The following is an 18,268-nucleotide window of genomic DNA, read 5'->3' as shown; positions in this document are numbered from 1 at the left end:
GTCGGCCACCGCGGGCCGCGGTACCCCCCGTCTCACAGACCGAGAACCGCCCGCATCACCTCCCGGGCGATCGGTGCCGCGTCCCCGCCGCCGCTGATCTCGCCCCGGTCCGCCGAGGCGTCCTCGACCACCACCGCGACCGCGACCCTCGGCTCCAGGTCGTCGTCGGCCTGCGCCCAGGAGACGAACCAGGCGTACGGCACACCGGAGTTGCCGACGCCGTGCTGGGCGGTACCGGTCTTGCCGCCGACCACGGCCCCGTGAATGGCCGCGTTGGTCCCGGTGCCGTCGGTGACCACGTCGGTCATCAGCTGTCGCAGCTGCACGGCGGTGGACGGGCGCATCACCTGCCGGTCGGGCTGCATCCCGCCGCCGGTGAGTGTCTCGCCGCCGTGGCGGGTGGTCCGCTCCACCAGGTACGGCGTCCGCAGCCGGCCGCCGTTGGCGACGGCCGCCGCGACCATGGCCATCTGCAGCGGGGTCGCCCGGGTGTTGTACTGCCCGATCGAGGACAGCGCGAGCTGCGCCTTGTCCACATGGGTGTCGAAGGTGCTGGGGGCGGCCTCGAAGGGGACCCGCAGCCGGGTGTCGTTGAAGCCGAACGCCTGGGCCGTGGTCGACATGTCCGCCACCCCTACGTCCACGGCCAGCTTGGCGAACACCGTGTTGCACGACCACTTGAAGGCCTCCCGCAGGGAGGCGTCCGCACAGCCGTCGCCCTCGTTGGTCAGCCGGGTCCTGGTCCCGGGCAGCCGGTAGGGGTCGGGGGAGTCGGTGGACGCGTCCAGATCCGTGACCACACCCGCGTCCAGCGCCGCCGCCGCGGTGACCACCTTGAACGTCGACCCCGGCGGATAGGTCTGCCGCACCGCCCGGTTGAGCATCGGCTTCTCCGGATCGTGGTTGAGCCGCGCCCACGCCGAGGCCGTCGCCTCGCTGTTGCCGGACAGCTCGGCGGGGTCGTACGACGGGGTCGACACCAGCGCCAGCACGCGGCCGGTGGCCGGCTCGATCGCGGCCACCGCGCCCCGCCGACCGTGCAGCCCCTGGTACGCCGCCTGCTGCGCTTTCCGGTCGATGGTCGTGACGACGTCCCCGCCCGGACTGGGCCTCCGCGTCACGTCGTTCCACAGCGGGAACGGCGACAGCATCGGATCCGTGCCGGAGAGCACCCCGTCCTCCGTGTCCTCCAGGAACGTGCTGCCGTACATCTGCGAGGCGAAGCCGGTGACCGGCGCGTACAACGGCCCGTCCCGGTAGGCGCGTTCGTAGCGCAGCTGCTCGCCGGTGTCGTTGGAGCCGGTGACCGGCTCGCCGCCTACCAGGATGTCGCCGCGCGGCTGCTGGTAACGGGCGATCGTGGGGCGGCGGTTGGCCGGATTGGCGTCGTAGGACCCCGCCTGGACCACCTGCACCCGGGCGGCGTTGACGAGCAGGGCCGCCAGCAGCAGGGCGCAGAACGCCCAGGCGTGCCGGATGTACCGGGCCATCGGCCGGCCGCTGCCGTACTCGGTCACGGGGCCTCCTGCCCGTCGTACTGGCTGCGGGCCGAGTCGCTCACCCGGATCAGCAGGGCCACGATCGCCCAGTTGGTGACGACCGAGGAGCCGCCCTGGGCGAGGAACGGCATCGCCATGCCGGTCAGCGGGATCAGACCGGTGACCCCGCCCGCGATCACGAACACCTGGAGCGCGAGGATCGAGGCGAGGCCCACCGCGAGGAGCCGCCCGAACGGCTCGCGCAGGGCGAGGCCCGCCCGGTAGCCGCGCTCCACGAGCAGGGCGTAGAGCAGGAAGATCGCCGCGAGGCCCGCGAGGCCCAGTTCCTCGCCCGCCGTCGCCAGGATGAAGTCCGACTTGGTGGCGAAGCCGATGAGGGTGGAGTGGCCGAACCCGAGCCCGGTGCCGAAGACCCCGCCCGCCGCGAAGGCGAACAGGGACTGCGCCAGCTGGTTGGGGCCCTGCCCGGCCTCGATGGTGGCGAAGGGGTGCAGCCAGTCCTCGATCCGGCCGTTCACGTGCGGCTCGAAGTGGCCGACGGCGAAGGCGCCGAGCACGGCGAGCACCAGACCGACCGCGATCCAGCCGGTGCGACCGGTGGCGATGTACAGCAGGACCACGAACAGCCCGAAGAACAGCAGCGAGGTCCCGAGGTCGCGCTCCAGCACCAGCACCCCGACGCTCAGCAGCCAGATCGTCACGATCGGCCCGAGCACCCGCCCGGTCGGGAACTGCAGCCGCCACAACCGGCGGCCCGTGTAGGCGAGCGCGTTGCGGTTGGCGGCCAGGTAGGCGGCGAAGAACACCGCGAGCAGCACCTTCGCGAACTCGCCCGGCTGGATGGAGAATCCGGCGATCCGGATCCAGATGCGGGCGCCGTTGACCGCCGGGAAGAGGATCGGCAGCAGGAGGAGCACCAGGGCCGCGACCACGCAGACGTACGAGTAGCGCTGAAGCACCCGGTGGTCGCGCAGCATCAGCACGACGACGATGAACAGGCCCACCCCGAGCGTGGACCACACCAGTTGGGCGGGGGCGGCCCGGTCGCCCGGTGTCTCCAGGTCCAGCCGGTAGATCAGCACCAGGCCGAGGCCGTTGAGCAGCACCCCGATGGGCAGCGGGAGGGGGTCGGCGTACGGCGCCCGGATCCGGACCGCGAGATGCGCGAGCAGGGCGAGCACACCGAGTCCGGCGCCGTACCCGGCGGCACCCGGCGGGACGGTACCGGTCCTCGCCAGGCCCACGGCGCAGTAGCCGTACACGGACAGCAGGACGGCCAGCACGATCAGGGCCAGTTCGATGCCACGGCGGCGGGGAAGGCGTACGGCGGGGGCGGGTGTCTTCGGCGCCGCCACGGCTGTTCCGGCCTGGGTCATGTCCGGAACCTACCCAAACGGGGCGTGTTGTGCGTGGTTTGCCCGGGTTGTCGGCACCAGCGTGGCGCGGACCGGGGAGGTGAAACGCCCGAGCCGTCGTCGGGCGCTACTGGAGGTGCAGCGTGGCCACGGCGCCTCCGCCCACCGCGTTGCCGAAGAACAACCGTGCCCCCAGGACCTCCGCCTGCCCCACCGCGATGGTCAGCCCGAGCCCATGCCCCTTGGCCCCGCCCTCGGTACGGAACCGCTGCGGCCCATGAGCCACCAGGTACTCCGGATACCCGCCCCCGTGATCCCGTACGGTCACCACGGGCCCGTCCACGGTCAGCACCACCGGAGACGCCCCGTGCTTGTGCGCGTTGGTCACCAGATTCCCCAGCACGCGCTCCAGGCGCCGCCGGTCGGTCTCCACCCGGGCGTCCTGCGCGATCCGCACCTCGGTGTCCGTCCCCGAGGCCCGCACCACCCGCCCGACCAGCGCGCCCAGCTCCTCGGTGTCCACCTCCAGCTTCTCCCGCCCGGTGTCCAGCCGGGAGATCTCCAGCAGGTCCTCGGTGAGCGTGCGCAGCGCCGCCACCCGGTCCCGGACCAACTCGGTCGGCCGGCCCGGCGGCAGCAGCTCGGCCGCCGCGTGCAGCCCGGTCAGCGGGGTGCGCAGCTCATGGGCCACGTCCGCGGTGAACCGCTGCTCGCTCAGCAGCTTGCCCTGCAGCGAGGAGGCCATGGAGTCCAGCGCGGCCGCCACCGCGGCCACCTCGTCCTGGGGCCGCGTCGGGTCCTTGGTCCGGGGGTCGTTCACGCGGGCGTCCAGAGCGCCCGCGCTGATCTGCCGGGCCACCTGCGCGGTGCCGTGCAGCCGCCGCGTCACCCGGGTCACCGCGAACGCGCCGACCAGCAACGTCACCCCGATCGCCAGCGCCGACGACCACAGGATGGACCGGTCGAGCCCGGCGATCGTACGGGCCTGCTGCGAGTAGTCGACCTCCACCGCGAGCGCCCGGTGGCCGCCCGCCGGTCCCGCCGCCCACATGGTCGGCCGTCCCTGGTGCGAGGAGACCATCGTGCCGCGCTCCCCGGCCACGGCGAGCGTGCGCAGCCGTGCGGGCAGCCCCTCGGGGTTCACCCCGGCACCCGGCAGCAGTGTGTCCCCTGCCTCGTACGCCTGGGTGGCGTCCTGCAGCCGGGACAGCGCGAGGTCGCGGGCCTGGCCGACGGTCTGGTTGGTCACCGACACATGCACCAGGACGCCGAGCAGCGCGGCCAGAGCGCAGCACATCACCGCGATGAACGCGGCCGACTTCATGGCGAGCGTCCCGGCCCACCGGGGCAGCGTGGGCCTCATCCCGCGCTCACCGGCGGGGTGGTGCCGACGGACGGGGAGGGCGCGTGGCTGTGCCGGCCCTTGCCGGTGCGCAGGAACTCGTCCCGGGAGAACACCATGGCCCGCTGGTCCGGGTCCCAGGCCCAGGTGGTGCGGTACTCGTACCCGGAGATCCCGGCCGGGGAGCGGACGATCACCGCCCGGCCGGCCAGCTCGACGCCGATGATCGCGTCGTTGTCGGCCAGCACCTGCACCAGCTTGTGCTTCTCCACCGTGTAGACCCGCACCGCCGTCTGGTTGGTCGGGTACAGCCGGAAGCCCAGCGTCAGGTCGGCCCGGCCGTCCCCGGTGAGATCCCGGTAGTACGCCTTGAGCAGCGGGCACCGCGCCCGGTCCCCGCCCGCGTCGCACTCCTTCATCCGCTCGACGGTCGCGTGGTACGCCCCCTTCGACCCGTAGTCGTCCGGATGCGCGGCCATCTCGGCCCGTACGACGTCCACCGGATCGACCTTGCGGATGTCGTCGCCCGGCGCCTGGACGCCCTTGACGTTCTCGGTGCTCCCCTCGTCGTAGGGGTAGGCCGGGCTGGACGCCGGCCGGAGGTCCGGCCAGAGCTTCGCCGGGCTCACCGCGGTCGGGGTGGCCCCGGCGCCCTGCAGATCGCCCCGGTCGCCACAGGCCGCCGCCGTCGCCGACAGCAGGGCGACGACGGCCGCGGTGAGAGCGGTGCGCGCGATGCGACGGGCTGACACGGGGCTCCTGAGGATTCCGGGACGAGAGTGGGCCCCGTACACCTTATTCGTAGGGAAGTCCTTTTTGTGCACTCGGGGCGGTGCTGGAGGAGAGGCTACTCGGCCAGTTCCTCCAGCAGCCGGGCGGTGGCCAGTCCCGCGCGCAGGTACTCCACGAACAGGTCGTTGTGCAGCGCCCACGGGGAGCGCCGGGCGCGGATCAGCTCGATCGCCTCCTCGGTGCTGCGACCCCGCCGGACCAGGGTGTGCGCGACGACCAGGCCCGAGCGGTTGTAGCCGTGGTAGCAGCGGACCAGCACCGAGCGTCCGGTGTCCAGCGCCTCGTGCGCCGCCCGCGCGAGCCGTATCACTCCGGCGAGCTGCGTGCCGTCCAGCGGTCCGTCCGGTATCGGCCACACATGATGTTCGGTCCCGGGCCCGGGGCCGTACCCCGGCAACCTCAGGAGCGACTGCACCACGTCGAACTGATCTCGCACGACGGCGGACTCCAGCCGACCGGAACGGCCCAGGAACTCGTGCCCGCCCATCCACAGGCCGGGCTCTATCTCGTTCCAGGGGCTCTCCGGAGCCGGTACGACGGGCTGCTCTCCGCGGGTCCGCAACGGCGCCTCCCCAACTCCCCCTTGCAGGGCCGCTCTCCAAGGTAACCGGCTTCTTGCGTGGGAGCACCCCGCCTGTTCCCATGGTCGAGGGGTGATGGCGCATGAGCGGACTGCGCGTGGTGCCGACCTGGCGGCACGGCCATGAACGGCTGTACGTCTGCGGCCCGGGCGGAGGGAACATCGCCTGGTACGACCGTGAGACCGGCCGGGTGAACCTGATCGCCGAGGGCCGCGAGGCGGATGTCCTGGAGGCTCTGAAGCCCTTCCTGACCGGCCCGGTGACCGTGGGCCCGCCCCCGGTGCCCACACCCGCGGAACTGGCCCGGCTGACCCTGCACCCGGACGACGACCTCGCGCCCAACCGCCCCGGCGAGGCCCTGCTCGTCGCCCTCGACCGGGACCCCGGCCCCGCCCACCGGCTCCGCCCGGACCCGCGCCGGCGCGCCCTGACCGCCGAGCAGACCGTCGGCGACGCCCTGGACCGGCTGGAAGGGGCGGGCTGGCACACCCTGCACTCCATATCGCTCCCGGGCGGCGACCGCATCCACCACCTCCTCATGGGCCCCGGCGGCCTCTACGTCGTCCATGCCCTGTACGCCCGTAAACAGCGGGTCCAGGTGACCGACCCGATGGTCACCCTGGGCCGCCACGACCCCGAGCCCCTGCTCCGCCGCCTCCGCGCCACCACCGACCGCGCCTCCTACGCCCTCACCGCCGAGGTCCACCCCGTCCTGGCCCTGGTCGACCCCACCGACCTGCGCGTCACGACCCCGCCCCGAGGCGTCCGCATCCTCCGGCACACCGACCTGCCGACCCTGGCCAGCCTGGGCGGAGTGCTGAAGCCGGCGGACGTGGAGGCACTGCACGCGATGGCACGGGACCGGGGGACGTGGGGGAAGTTGTGAGTCAGCCCGCACTGATCAGCCGGTCCGGCGTTTGAGGACCAGGTCCGTCCAGGGCCGGAGCGGGGGCCTGGGGGCGGCAGCCCCAGCAGGGGTCACAGAGGACGGAGTCCCCTCGACGGGACGGGCAGGGGCGGCGGGGGCGAGAACCCTCCTCAGGGCAGCACCACCGACCGGCACCTCAGGGCAGCACCACCGACCGCCCGGAATCCAGCAGCGGCGCCAGCAGATCCCCATGGTCCTGCAATCGCGGCGCCATGTCCCCGGCCACAAACTCCATCTGCCCCGCCGCCCGACACTGCGCGACCTCCTCCCACGTCACCGGCGCCGACACCAACGGAACCCGCCGAGCCCGCAGCGTGTACGGCGCCGCCGTGGTCTTGCGCCCCGCGTTCTGACTCCAGTCGACGAACACCTTCCCCGGCCGCAGACTCCGCGTCATCCGGTGCACCACCAGCCGCGGCATGGCCCGCTCCGCCTCCACCGCCAGCGCCTTCGCGTACTCGCTCGCCCGCTCGGAAGAGCCCCCGCGCACACCCGCCAGCACATGCAACCCCTTCGACCCCGCCGTCTTGGCGTACGCCTCGATCCCGTCCGCGGCCAGCCGCTCCCGCAGCCACAGCGCGACCTCGCAGCAGTGCACGATCGTCGCGGGTGCCCCGGGATCCAGGTCGAACACCAGCCGGTCGGCCTCGTCCGGCGACTGGACCAGCCACTGGTGCGTGTGGAACTCGGTCACCAGGTTCGCCGCCCACACCAGACTCGGCAGGTCCTGTACGACCACCATCCGGGCCGGCCCCTCCGACCGCGGGACCTCGGCGGTCGTGACCCACTCGGGCGTACCCGGCGGCACGTTCTTGGTGAAGAACACCTGCCCGTCCGGCCCGTCCGGATAGCGCAGGAAGGACACCGCGCGGTCACGCAGATGCGGCAGCAGCACCTCGGCGCTGGTCGCGTAGTAGTGCACCAGCTCCCCCTTGGTGAAGCCGGTCTCCGGATACAGCACCTTCTCCAGGTTGCTGAGCGCGACCCGTCGCCCCTCCACGTCGGTGATAGGCGTCATAGGATGACCATTCCAGACATACAGCCACGTAATACCAGAAACCTGAAGGAAGGGTGCTGCACGTGCGATCCATATGGAACGGCGCCATCTCCTTCGGTCTCGTCAGCATCCCGATCAAGCTGGTGAACGCCACCGAGAGCCACTCGATCTCCTTCCGCCAGATCCACACCGAGGACAACGGCCGCATCCGCTACCGCAAGGTGTGCGAACTGGAGGACCGCGAGGTCGGCCAGGCCGAGATCGGCAAGGGGTACGAGGACGCGGACGGCACGATCATCCCGATCAGCGACGAGGACCTCTCCCACCTCCCGATCCCGACCGCCCGCACGATCGAGATCGTCGCCTTCGTGCCGGGCGACCGGATCGACCCGCTCCAGATGGACGCCGCCTACTACCTCGCCGCGAGCGGAGCCCCCGCCGCCAAGCCGTACACCCTCCTGCGCGAGGCCCTCAAACGCAGCAACAAGGTCGCCATCGCCAAGTACGCGCTGCGCGGCCGCGAGCGCCTGGGCATGCTGCGCGTGGTCGGCGACGCCATCGCCATGCACGGTCTGCTCTGGCCGGACGAGGTCCGCGCCCCCGAAGGCGTGGCCCCGGACGTGGACGTCACCGTCCGCGACAAGGAACTGGACCTCGCGGACGCCCTGATGGACACCCTCGGCGAGGTCGAGCTGGAGGACCTGCACGACGAGTACCGCGAGGCGCTGGAGGAAGTCATCGCGGCGAAGGCGGCCGGTGAGACCCCGCCCGAGATCCCCGAGCCCGCCGCCGGCGGCAAGGTGCTCGACCTGATGGCGGCCCTGGAGAAGAGTGTGCGCGCGGCCCGGGAGTCCCGGGGCGAGGAACCGGCCCCGGCGGAGGAGGCCGAGGTCAGGCCCCTCGCCCGCGGCCGGGCCACCCCGAAGGAGACGGGCGGCAAGAAGTCGACGGCCACGGCGGCGAAGAAGACGGCCGCGCAGAAGACGACGCCGGCCAGGAAGTCGACGGCGAAGACGACTTCCGCGAAGACGAGCGCCGCGAAGACGAGCGCCGGGAAGACGAGCGCCGGGAAGACGAGCGCGGCGAAGACGAGCGCGGCGAAGACGACGTCCAAGTCCACGGTCAAGACGGCGAAGACGACGAAGACGACGTCCACGGCCAAGACGACCGCGAAGAAGACCCCGGCCAGGAAGACGGCGTCCCGCAAGCGCTCGGCCTGACCGCGCCGTCCGGATGCGGCCCGCGGACCGATCGCCGACCATGAAAGACGCTGCTGGTCAGGGGGATGAACCGACCCGCTGGGAGCGTGACGATGACGACCGGTGACCGACCGTCCGCGGCCGCCTGGCGCAACCTGGTGATGGCCACCCTCGGCTTCACCCTCACCTTCTGGGCCTGGAACCTGATCGCTCCCCTCGCGGCCGACTTCCACGACCGCCTGCACCTGACCGCCACCGCCCAGTCCCTGCTGGTCGCGGTCCCGGTCCTGGTCGGCTCCCTCGGCCGGGTCCCGGTCGGCGCGCTCACCGACCGCTACGGCGCCCGTCTGATGTTCCCGCTGATCAGCGCCCTGACGATCGTCCCGGTACTGCTGCTGATCCCGGCGAGCACGTCGTACCCGGCGCTGATCGTGGTGGGCTTCTTCCTCGGCCTCGGCGGTACGACGTTCGCGATCGGGGTCCCGCTGGTCAACTCCTGGTTCCCGCCTGCCCACCGCGGCGCGGCGCTGGGCATCTTCGGCATGGGCATGGGCGGCGTGGCCCTGTCCGGCTTCTTCACCCCGCGCCTGTACCACCGCGGCGAGCACCTCCCCTTCCTGCTGATCGCGATCGCGCTCGCCGTGTACGCCGTCCTGGCGGCCTTCCTCGTCAACGACCGCCCCGGGCGCACGATCCCCGCCACCCCCCTCACCACCCGCCTGGCCCAGGCCGGCCGGCTCCGCGTCACCTGGGAACTCTCCGCGCTCTACGCGATCGGCTTCGGCGGCATCGTCGCCTTCGGCGTCTACCTCCCCACCTACCTGCGGACCTGGTACGCCCTCAGCCCCACCGACGCGGGCACCCGGGCCGCCGGATTCGCTCTGGTCACGGTGGCCTTCCGCCCCATCGGCGGCTGGCTCGCGGACCGCGTCCACCCCGCGGTGGTCACGGCCTGGGCCCTCGGCACGGTCGCGGTGCTGGCGGTCGTCCAGGCCTTCGACCCGGCCCTCGTGCCCACGGCAACGATCTGCCTCCTGCTCACGGCCGCGGGCCTCGGCACCGCCAGCGGCTCGGTCTTCGCCCTGGTCTCCCGGGTCACCCCGCAACCCCAGGTCGGCAGCGTGACCGGCATCGTCGGTGCGATGGGCGGCCTCGGCGGCTTCGTCCCGCCCCTGGTGATGGGCGCGGTCTACAGCGCCAAGAACTCCTACTCCATCGGCTTCATGCTGCTGTCCGACCTGGCCCTGGCGGGCTGCGTCTACGCGTACGTCCGTATGCGCACGGCGGGCACCACCCCCGCGGAACCGGGGCGCCCGGACGCCACGAAGGTCACCAGCCGAGAGAGAGGCACGGCCGACGGCTGAAGATGACCCCTGATTCCCTCCCCCGAGGTGGGACGACTCGGGCACGATGAGGGGGTGACATACATGGTGACCGTGGCCATGGCCCCTCCCAAGGGCGATCCGGAACTCGACGCGCTCCAGCGCGAGGGCGTCATCTTCCTGCTGAGGAAGGGGTTCGACTCGCTGGAGGCGGTCGAGGGGCCCGACGGCATGGAGATCGAGCTGATGGACGACGTCATCGCCGCCCATCCCGGAGGCGTCCTGCTGAAGCTCTTCGTCGACGCACCGGCGCTGGAGTTCGCGGAGGACGCTGCCCGTGAGGTCGTGGCAGAACTCCTGGAACGCACCGAACCGCTCGCCGACTGGCAGATCACCCGGTGCGCGGTCGAGCTGAACTCCGAACTCCTCCAGGAGAGCCTCGACGCGGCCGACGGCCCCGACGCCCCGCCCTCCGACCCGGCGGAACGCGCCCGACGCCACCGGGCCGCCGAGCCCGCCCCGCTCCAGGGCCGTCTCGACCCGGCCGAGGTCGAGGCCATGCGCTCCAGACTCCGCGCCCTGGCACCCCTGCTGGCGGCCTTCCCCCTCGACTGCTTCGGCTACTCCGACGACCCCGAGGAGCGCACCGTCGGCCGGGCGGCGGCGGAGGTCGCGGCCGGCGCCGTCGTGTTCGCCATCGACCTCCTGGTGGACGAACTCTTCACCGACCTCGCGAGCCTGGAGGACGACGGTCCGACCGTGGCCGAGAGCGACGCCACCTTCATGCTCCTGGACGACCTGCCCCCGCAGTTCGCCGACGAGTACACCGTCCTGTTCGCCCGCCGCCTCACCGTCACGGCGGTGACCCTGACCGCCCGCCTCACCCAGCCGCACCCCACCCGTCCGACCTGCATCGCGGAAGAGCTCCTGCTGAGATTCCTCCTCACCCAGGCCGAGGTGACGGCCGATCTCTACGACCTCCTGACCGAGGAGGTCAGCGCGGCCCTGGAGGCCTTCGCCGACAGCATCGAAGGGGACCTCACCGAGGACGACCTGGACATCGCCCCCACCGGCGCGGGCGACTGGTTCACCCCGTACGACGACGAGGACTTCGTCCACCCGTACGCCGCGAACGACGACGAGGAGTCATTGCAGGGCCCCGGCGCGCGCTAGTCCTCGACCGGAGGGGATCAGCTGCGCCGCGGCACGGTCCAGGCATCGGCGTCCCGGCCGTGCTGCCGGCAACCGGCCGTCGGCAATCGGCCGTCGGCAACCGGAGTCGAGCAAGCCTCCCCCGCGCAGGGGGAGGCGCGGCGACGAGCACCCACCGCAGCACCTCAGCACGGACCTCCGGCACGACGTCGCACCACTCGCCCCACCGCTACGCCTCCCAGACCCGGCGCGCATGACTACCGGCAGGGGAACGAGATCACGCTCGTGAACCGCACGCATGCGACCGACGGCACGCCCTACGCCGCGTTACGCCACACCTTCACGTCCAGATCGGCGTACGTCGTCCCGGACGAGCCCCGGAACGTCACCAGCCCCACGTGCCCCGTCCCGCTGATCACGCACATCTGCTGGCCGACGGTGAGGTCCTTGATCCAGATGTAGCTCTTGTAGCCGGTAGCCGCCTTGCACGCGTCCAGGCTCCCCTGCCGGCCCACGGGCAGCAGCGCCAGAGAACTGCCGGAGGTGGTGCCGGGGGCAAGGAGCGCGCCCGAGGAGTAGACGGCGTAGGTCAGGTCCTCGTCGGAGGTACCGGTGTCCGCCTTGGCCCGCACCGGCCTGTCCGCCAGGTACAGATCGTGGCTCTTGGTCATCCGGATCCCGGCGTACGTCACCGGGAGGGGCACCTTCGGAGCCGCGGGCTTGCTCGGCGCGGTGCTCGGCGGCGCGGAGGACACGGTCCGCGTGGGCGTCGGGGGCCCCGAAGGGCTGGGCGGCACAGCGGACTTGGTGGCCTTGGCCTTCTTCGAGGCCTTGGCGGACGGCGAGCCGGACGACGACGGCGACGGTTCGGCGGTCGCGGCCGAGTGCGACGCGGCCACTTCCCGAGCCTGCGCGCCGCCCTTGTCACCGTCCCCCGGAACGAACAGCAGGGTGACGGCCGCCCCGCAGGCGACGAGTACGACGGCGGCCGCGGACAACAGCCAGACTCGCCCCTTGCGACCCTTGCCCCCCGCGGCCACCGGAGCGGTCTGCGCGTCGGCCGGGACCTGCGGCTGCGGACCGCCGACCGGAGCGTACGCACCCGGCGCGGCCCCCGGTGCCATGACGAAGGGCCCGGGCAGCGCGGCGTGGGACGGCGGGGTGGGGGCGTAGGCGGCCGGCGGCCCGAACGCGCCGGGACCGGCGAAAGGAAAAGCGCCAGGAGTACCCGGCGCATGGGAAGCACCGGGACCGCCGACTTCCCCGAATGCCCCGAAAGCGCCCGCGGGGGGAGCGGCCTGAGCCGTCGTACTCCCCGTATCCACCACCCGCCCCCGGGCCTGATCGGCGTCCGCGGCCCGAGCCTCGATTCCCGCGGCCAACTCGCCCGGCAGCCACGCCCCGGAGGCGAACCGCGCCTCGTCACCGCGGTACGCCTGGATCTCCTGGACGGAGCGGATGACCTCCTCGACGGTGGGCCGCTCGGCGGCGGGCTTGCGCAGACACCGGGCCACCAGATCCTGAATCTCGGCCGGCACACGGCTGAGATCGGGCTCCGCGTGCACCACCCGGTACAGCACCGCGTGCGGATCCCCGTCCCCGAACGCGGCACCGCCCGTCGCCGCGAACACGGCGGTCTGCCCGAGCGCGAACACGTCGGCAGCGGGGGCGGCCTCCGCGCCGAGCACCTGCTCCGGTGCCATGTAGGCGACCGTGCCCAGGGCCGTACCGCTCTGGGTAAGTGACGTGGCGTCAGCCGCGCGCGCCACACCGAAGTCGATGACGCGCGGGCCGTCGGAGGCGAGCAGCACGTTCGACGGCTTGAGGTCCCGGTGCACGATGCCTTCGCGGTGCACGGCCTGAAGTGCCTCCGCGACACCGGCGATCAGCCGCAGCACGGTGTCGACGGGCAGCGGCCCGTGATCGCGAACGGCCTCGGAGAGGGAGGGCCCCGGCACGTACGCGGTCGCGCACCACGGCACGGCCCCCTCGGTGTCGCTGTCCACGACCGGAGCGGTGTAGAGCCCGTGGACCCGGCTCGACGCGGCCACCTCGGCCTGGAACCGCTTGCGGAACTCGGTGTTCTCGGCCAGTTCGGGCCGGATCACCTTGACCGCGACGGCCCGTCCGCCCGGGGTGTGCGAGAGATAGACCCGCCCCATGCCGCCGGCCCCGAGCCGAGCCACCAGCCGGTAGCCGCCCACGGTCCGCGGATCGCCTTCCTCCAGCGGCTCGAAACTCCCCGTATCGGGCCCACTGTTATTCAACACGCCCCACCCCACACCGAGATCTGCTCCGTCGGGCCCCATTGCATCACGGGCCCCATGCGGCCCGTCCCGGCACCGTGGTGACGATCCGACAGCGCGGACTGCCGCTCACGGGTCACGGCTCACCACTCACGACTGACGGCGGCTTCAATCGGACAGCCGGACACCTGGGAGACTGCGCACGTCCGCCCCTTCCGCCGGCGTCTCCTCCTCGGCGACGGGCTGCCGAAGCCCCTGCACAGCCGAGAAAGAAGGTGAGAGCGGCGCTGCCTCACCCGTCCAGATGCGGTTGAGATGTCGGATCGCTGCGATATCGGCGTGATCCTTCGGCCTGGCAGCCGCGATCTTCCACCGCAGAACGTCTCCCAGCCGCATGAAGGGAACGCCGTCGATGACATCGGCGTCGTCGATCAGCCGGTCGGTCGACCAGCCTTGGGTCCAGCGGTCCATGATTTCGATGGAAGCCGTCGGATGGACAACCCTCAGGCCGTATCCCGAGACCGTCGACTCCGGAGCGCCCAGCGCGAGGGCCCGCTCCCAAGCCTCGCCTCGTGCAAGAACGTCCAGGTCTCCCATGCGCGCACGTAGACCCCGGACGTACAGGGCGGCAGACCCGCACACCACGTACTCGCCGCGCGGCAGTTTCAGGGCGGCCAAGGCAGCGAAGAGGCCATCCGCATCGCTCAGGAGCACACGTTCTCCCAGGAGGTGAGGGCGCGCTGTGCCGCTGACCCGGCGACAGCAGGGGGCGCCAGCATGTTGTACGCCAGGGCACTGTTCGTTGTCATACGCACGAGCCGCGCTTTCGAGCTTCGGAAACGGGTTCGCTCGAGCGCGGGGGAGTGGGATTTCGAACCTGCGCACACGGCTTCGGAGGTCGAAGCAGTTCAGCGGGTTTGCCGAGTTGAGAGGACGAATGGACCGTAGTGACCGGGCACACGAGATCCTGAGCTGGCACTCCTGCCTCTGGGGCCCGAGGATGCTCGTATGAAGGTGCCGATCGGTCGCCCGAGTCTGCGGCCCTACCTGCCTTACCAACAGCGCACTGCAACGCACCGCGAGGGGCTGATCGCTCACTTCTTGGGCACCAGTTCAGTGCTGCTCTCGGACGGACAGACTTCTGTGCTCAGCGACGGGTTCATCACCCGCCCGGGGATGCTGCGCGTGGGAATGGGCAAGATCGCCCCGGACCGTGCGCTGGTCCGTGCCGCCATCGAGCGGCTGCGGGTGGACAGTCTCGCCGCCGTGGTGTGCGCGCATTCCCACTACGACCACGCGCTCGACGCACCGGTGTGGGCGCTGGAGACCGGAGCCGATCTGGTCGGGTCGGAGTCCACCGCCAACATCGGGCGCGGCCTTGGGGTCCCCGAGTCGTCCTTGCGGGTGGTCGGCGACGGCGACACCGCCACCTACGGCAGCTTCACGCTGACCTTCCTGGACTCCGTGCACAGCCCCGGCGACCACTACCCAGGCACCGTCGACCGGCCATTGGTCCCGCCGGCCCGCGCCGGCGCCTGGAAGACCGGCACCGCCCACTCCGTGCTCATCACCCACCCCCACGGCCGTGTGCTACTGCAGGCCAGCGCCAACTACCGGCCCGGCGCGCTGCGCGGTCACCACGCCGACGTCATCTACCTGGGCGTCGGCATGCTGGGCAAACAGCCCGCCGAGTTCCTCCACACCTACTGGGACGAGGTCGTGGTCGCGACCGGGGCCAGACGGGTCATCCTGGTGCACTGGGACGACTTCTTCCTCGGCCTGGACCGCCCACTGCGCCCGATGCCCTACCTGCTCGACGACCTCGGCACCACGATGAGCCGACTGCTGCCCCTGGCCCGCCGCGACGGCGTCGACGTCGTCCTGCCCGTCTCCTGGCAACCCAGTGCTCCCCTCACTGGTATCGCGTGAACTCGGCTATGTGACGCCTGGAATCGGCGTAGCAAGCCGATCACCGGGCCAACGATGCGAGACGAGCCCCCGTGAACCGAGAAGCATCAACAGGCTGCCCGTGTTCGAGGCCCCCCGGCGTTCTGTCCAGGAAATCTCATCGTTCCCGGGTCGCATCACTGAGTGTTGGCCAGCCGGGTCGGCAGGACCGGACTGAAGCGATGAGGCGTGATCACGAGGGGCGTCGGGCCATTCAGGTCCTGGGGTGGTGGGTGCCCGGCGTCTCGCCCAACTCCGTTTGCCGCTTGGTACGGAGCACCTCCCTGGCAGTCCCCACCAGAAAGCCCGCCGCGAGCAGCCCGATCACGATCGCCCCCTGCAGAATTCCATCGGCGTCGCGTCCGTCGAGGTACGCAACGTGGCGAACCTCGGTGGGGCGCGCCGGGTTGTATGCGACGGGTATGCGCGCTCCAGGCTTCGCATTGTTTGCTGAGCCAGGAGTGACATCGACATCCGCGCGCACGGGGCCGGCTGGTGTGCTGAAGCGCACGCTCACGGAGGTCGCCCAGCCTTCCTCCGACCGGCTGGTGACCTCGACGATGGTCGCGTCGGTCCTGCGGCCCTGGTCCCGGAGGTTCGCCAGCACCTGGTACTCCTCACCGGCTTCCCACCCCATGACGCCGGCAATGGTGGCGAACACCAGGAAACCCGCGGCGGCCAATCGGACTTTGGCCCAGCGGGGAGCCACCAGCCACGATTCCGGTCCGAGCCGCAGCAGCCCAGCCACGAGGTGCCCCGGCGAAGGAACGGCCCAGCCCTGGCGGCGTACCAGCCTGGAGAGACCGTCCGTTGCAGCCAGCACCACCGCCCAGCCGAGAACGTAGAGCCACAAGGGTCCCAGCGGCCCGAACGCCATCCACACCACGATGGCCACGACCCCCGCAAGTGCCCTCCACCCGACGGAAGAGCCGTACTTGTCCCGGCCACCGCTCGGCACGGATTCGCGCTCATCCATCTACGCCTCCCCACCCCGTCCCGAGATGAGACTCACCGACTGCCGCGCTGGTTGTAGCTGGTTGTAGTAGTACCTGGCCGTCCCCGAGCCAGAGGCCTCATCCGCCTCCGGGCTTCACCTGCGTCGATGCCTCAAGATCCCGCCCACAGCTCGTCCACGGCTCCGGCATACGCCCGCTCCGAGCCACACACGGCTCCGGAGCACAATCAGAGTTCGGCTTGCGATTGTGCCCTGACCAGCAGGTTCCTTGATCCCGGGAGGCTTACGGTGCCCCCGTGTATCGCAGATAGTGCGAAGTCGGAGTCGCCTCCGGCTCCTGCGCCCATTGAGAGGTCGGCTTCGCCGACGGGCTGTAACACCCCTCTTGGGTGCTACAGCCGTCTGTGACCGGACAGCCTGGACACCGGTACTTTGAGCTGTCCGGGCTGTTTGTGCAGGTGAGCGTCATAACGGGGCAGCCGGACAGGCGGGACGCGCGAAGTGGATCCGACGGCAGCAGAGAGTGGGACTGTGTCGGAGGTGTGTCGGACACTCCCGTGCAGCGCTGATTTAAGTGGGCGACGCTCCCCTTCGTTCGCCCCTCAACTTTGAGCCGTGTGGCTCGAACAGCGCTCTACCTGCCTGCACTTGGCCCGGTCATTCTGTCATGAGCGATTAGCTCGACAGCTGGCTGAGTGTGGGGAGCACTTGGGGGTGGCTGGTGGCCTACGTTCCAATCCTGAAGGGCAAGGCGGGCGAGTTTCTCGCATTGGGACACGCCTCGCCGGAAGTCCAGGCTCAGATCCGCCCAGTGATGGAGATCGTGCCAGACTTCGAGCTGCGAGACTTGCTGGAGACCTTCTTCGGGCACGCCATGGAAAATGTGCCGAGCGGCATGGTTCTCACCGTGGACTGCGGCGCACTGCCGTCCGTCCGAGTGCTTGAGGGAGACGTCGGGGGCCCCGTCGCGCGAGTCGGAGAGTCGCTATTGCTTCGTGGCGTCGCGATGTGCCCGGTCTTTAGGCGGACCGATACCGATGACGTGCTGGCCGAGGTGGCGGGCGCAGCTGCGGCACACCGGCAGGGAGCGTGCCTGCGAATCTCTACGGCCCTCGACCTCAGCGGCCGGCCCCCAGACAGAGAGCAGACAAGCGATCTACTCCGAGCAGTCCAGCTAGGTCCAGAAGAGATCGATTTGCTGATCGACGCTGGTCCGGTGCGCTCGGGTCGCACGAGGGAAACCCTGGCCGAAGGGACCGCCGAAGCCTTGATCAAGCTCTCTCGGTGGCCGTGGAGGCACCTCTGTGTGGCGGCCGGCGCATTCCCCGTCAACCTGACAGGCTTCCCGCGAGGCACCGCCACACCTGTAGCACGGGGAGATGCGAGGTTCTGGCGGGAGGTCGTCGAGAAGTGGCGAGGGGAACAACCTGATTTCGGCGACTTCGGCGTGACCTATCCCCGCATCCTGCCCAAGAGCCGTGGAACGCCAGACCCCAACATGCGCTACACCACAGCGGCAGAGTGGCAGGTCTTCGTGTATCCGCGGCTCCAGACAGGCAACGATGACTTCTTCACGCTCAGCCAGGATCTCGTCAACTCGCCTTACTGGCCTGCTACGGGAGCCGCCACCTCGTGGGGTGACGCACGTCTCCACGAATGCGCCCAACGGAAGCGCTCGAAGGCGGGGGGGCGGCACGGAGTGGCGCGCTTGGGCAACCTCCCACCATCTAGCCGTGGTTACGTCTCATTTGACTGCTACGGGACATCCGTAGGGCTGATGACCAGACCTGGGGATCACGAGAACTGCAGGTGTGAAGACGTGCTTAATACCTGGGGGACGTTGAGGAGAAGATCGGCGACGTCATCGTCATGCCTTGCGTACATCCGTGAAGGTTCGCGTTTAGCGGTCGTCAAAGGAACGTTGAACGCCGCTCCCTAATGTTTCTGGTTCAT

Annotated in this window: 14 protein-coding genes and 2 pseudogenes; 6 read left to right on the top strand and 10 right to left on the bottom strand. The window is 70.8% G+C overall.

The window, feature by feature from the left end; translation table 11 throughout:
* Positions 1–32 precede the first annotated feature (32 nt).
* The 5 genes from ACIRVH_RS37905 to ACIRVH_RS37885 form a co-directional block, all read right to left on the bottom strand.
* Entirely contained in the window at positions 33–1,490 is a 1,458-nt protein-coding gene (locus ACIRVH_RS37905; protein WP_403963497.1) for a penicillin-binding transpeptidase domain-containing protein, read from the bottom strand.
* Positions 1,491–1,513: 23 nt separating this feature from the next.
* Entirely contained in the window at positions 1,514–2,875 is a 1,362-nt protein-coding gene (locus ACIRVH_RS37900; protein WP_403963449.1) for an FtsW/RodA/SpoVE family cell cycle protein, read from the bottom strand.
* A 106-nt stretch (positions 2,876–2,981) separates the two neighbouring features.
* Positions 2,982–4,217, bottom strand: coding sequence for an ATP-binding protein (locus tag ACIRVH_RS37895; protein ID WP_403963446.1), 1,236 nt, complete (start codon positions 4,215–4,217; stop codon positions 2,982–2,984).
* Positions 4,214–4,948 carry a hypothetical protein gene (locus tag ACIRVH_RS37890; RefSeq protein ID WP_403963443.1) on the bottom strand — a complete coding sequence of 245 codons (735 nt, stop codon included), beginning with the start codon at positions 4,946–4,948 and terminating at the stop codon, positions 4,214–4,216. The genes ACIRVH_RS37895 and ACIRVH_RS37890 overlap by 4 nt, the downstream gene beginning before the upstream one ends.
* Before the next feature lie 95 nt (positions 4,949–5,043).
* The gene (locus ACIRVH_RS37885; RefSeq protein ID WP_403963440.1) at positions 5,044–5,550 is read right to left on the bottom strand and encodes a dual specificity protein phosphatase family protein; all 507 of its coding nucleotides are present in this window, start codon (positions 5,548–5,550) and stop codon (positions 5,044–5,046) included.
* Between the two features lie 101 nt (positions 5,551–5,651).
* On the opposite strand from ACIRVH_RS37885, the gene ACIRVH_RS37880 reads away from it, so the two are divergent.
* Entirely contained in the window at positions 5,652–6,455 is an 804-nt protein-coding gene (locus tag ACIRVH_RS37880; protein ID WP_403963437.1) for a nuclease-related domain-containing protein, read from the top strand.
* A 178-nt stretch (positions 6,456–6,633) separates the two neighbouring features.
* On the opposite strand, the gene ligD is transcribed toward ACIRVH_RS37880, so the two are convergent.
* Positions 6,634–7,515: a non-homologous end-joining DNA ligase gene (ligD, locus tag ACIRVH_RS37875; RefSeq protein ID WP_403963434.1), complete on the bottom strand. Its 882-nt coding sequence runs from the start codon at positions 7,513–7,515 to the stop codon at positions 6,634–6,636.
* Between the two features lie 53 nt (positions 7,516–7,568).
* Between ligD and ACIRVH_RS37870 the strand changes: the two are divergent.
* A pseudogene (locus tag ACIRVH_RS37870) lies at positions 7,569–8,279 on the top strand (Ku protein); the annotation flags it as partial.
* A 267-nt stretch (positions 8,280–8,546) separates the two neighbouring features.
* Here the strand turns inward: ACIRVH_RS37870 and ACIRVH_RS37865 are convergent.
* Positions 8,547–8,756 (bottom strand): annotated as a pseudogene (locus ACIRVH_RS37865) (hypothetical protein); the annotation flags it as partial.
* 50 nt (positions 8,757–8,806) lie between these two features.
* Between ACIRVH_RS37865 and ACIRVH_RS37860 the strand changes: the two are divergent.
* Positions 8,807–10,057 carry a nitrate/nitrite transporter gene (locus ACIRVH_RS37860; RefSeq protein ID WP_403963431.1) on the top strand — a complete coding sequence of 417 codons (1,251 nt, stop codon included), beginning with the start codon at positions 8,807–8,809 and terminating at the stop codon, positions 10,055–10,057.
* Positions 10,058–10,120: 63 nt separating this feature from the next.
* Entirely contained in the window at positions 10,121–11,188 is a 1,068-nt protein-coding gene (locus tag ACIRVH_RS37855; protein ID WP_403963494.1) for a hypothetical protein, read from the top strand.
* A 296-nt stretch (positions 11,189–11,484) separates the two neighbouring features.
* Here the strand turns inward: ACIRVH_RS37855 and ACIRVH_RS37850 are convergent, their stop codons facing one another.
* On the bottom strand, positions 11,485–13,437 hold the full coding sequence (locus ACIRVH_RS37850; protein WP_403963428.1) for a serine/threonine-protein kinase: 1,953 nt from the start codon (positions 13,435–13,437) through the stop codon (positions 11,485–11,487).
* 144 nt (positions 13,438–13,581) lie between these two features.
* Entirely contained in the window at positions 13,582–14,127 is a 546-nt protein-coding gene (locus ACIRVH_RS37845; RefSeq protein ID WP_403963425.1) for a hypothetical protein, read from the bottom strand.
* Between the two features lie 387 nt (positions 14,128–14,514).
* Between ACIRVH_RS37845 and ACIRVH_RS37840 the strand changes: the two genes are divergently transcribed.
* Positions 14,515–15,342 carry an MBL fold metallo-hydrolase gene (locus ACIRVH_RS37840; RefSeq protein ID WP_403963422.1) on the top strand — a complete coding sequence of 276 codons (828 nt, stop codon included), beginning with the start codon at positions 14,515–14,517 and terminating at the stop codon, positions 15,340–15,342.
* Positions 15,343–15,574: 232 nt separating this feature from the next.
* On the opposite strand, the gene ACIRVH_RS37835 is transcribed toward ACIRVH_RS37840, so the two are convergent.
* A complete protein-coding gene (locus ACIRVH_RS37835) occupies positions 15,575–16,336 on the bottom strand; it encodes a DUF3592 domain-containing protein (RefSeq protein ID WP_403963419.1) in 762 nt (253 codons plus the stop codon).
* Between the two features lie 700 nt (positions 16,337–17,036).
* On the opposite strand from ACIRVH_RS37835, the gene ACIRVH_RS37830 reads away from it, so the two are divergent.
* Positions 17,037–18,254, top strand: a complete 1,218-nt coding sequence (locus ACIRVH_RS37830; protein ID WP_403963416.1) for a hypothetical protein — start codon at positions 17,037–17,039, stop codon at positions 18,252–18,254.
* The last annotated feature ends 14 nt before the right edge of the window (positions 18,255–18,268 follow it).

It is taken from the genome of Streptomyces sp. NPDC101165, from assembly GCF_044768135.1.
Taxonomy (GTDB): Bacteria; Actinomycetota; Actinomycetes; order Streptomycetales; family Streptomycetaceae; genus Streptomyces.
Note: the sequence above shows the minus strand (reverse complement) of the source record. Positions and strands in the feature narration are given on the sequence as shown.

Bases quoted from the DNA above. Each gene is read 5' to 3' on its own strand.
- ACIRVH_RS37905 (WP_403963497.1), bottom strand. From the start codon at position 1,490: ATGGCCCGGTACATCCGGCACGCCTGGGCGTTCTGCGCCCTGCTGCTG.
- ACIRVH_RS37900 (WP_403963449.1), bottom strand. From the start codon at position 2,875: ATGACCCAGGCCGGAACAGCCGTGGCGGCGCCGAAGACACCCGCCCCC.
- ACIRVH_RS37895 (WP_403963446.1), bottom strand. From the start codon at position 4,217: ATGAGGCCCACGCTGCCCCGGTGGGCCGGGACGCTCGCCATGAAGTCG.
- ACIRVH_RS37880 (WP_403963437.1), top strand. From the start codon at position 5,652: ATGAGCGGACTGCGCGTGGTGCCGACCTGGCGGCACGGCCATGAACGG.
- ligD (WP_403963434.1), bottom strand. From the start codon at position 7,515: ATGACGCCTATCACCGACGTGGAGGGGCGACGGGTCGCGCTCAGCAAC.
- ACIRVH_RS37860 (WP_403963431.1), top strand. From the start codon at position 8,807: ATGACGACCGGTGACCGACCGTCCGCGGCCGCCTGGCGCAACCTGGTG.
- ACIRVH_RS37855 (WP_403963494.1), top strand. From the start codon at position 10,121: ATGGTGACCGTGGCCATGGCCCCTCCCAAGGGCGATCCGGAACTCGAC.
- ACIRVH_RS37835 (WP_403963419.1), bottom strand. From the start codon at position 16,336: ATGGATGAGCGCGAATCCGTGCCGAGCGGTGGCCGGGACAAGTACGGC.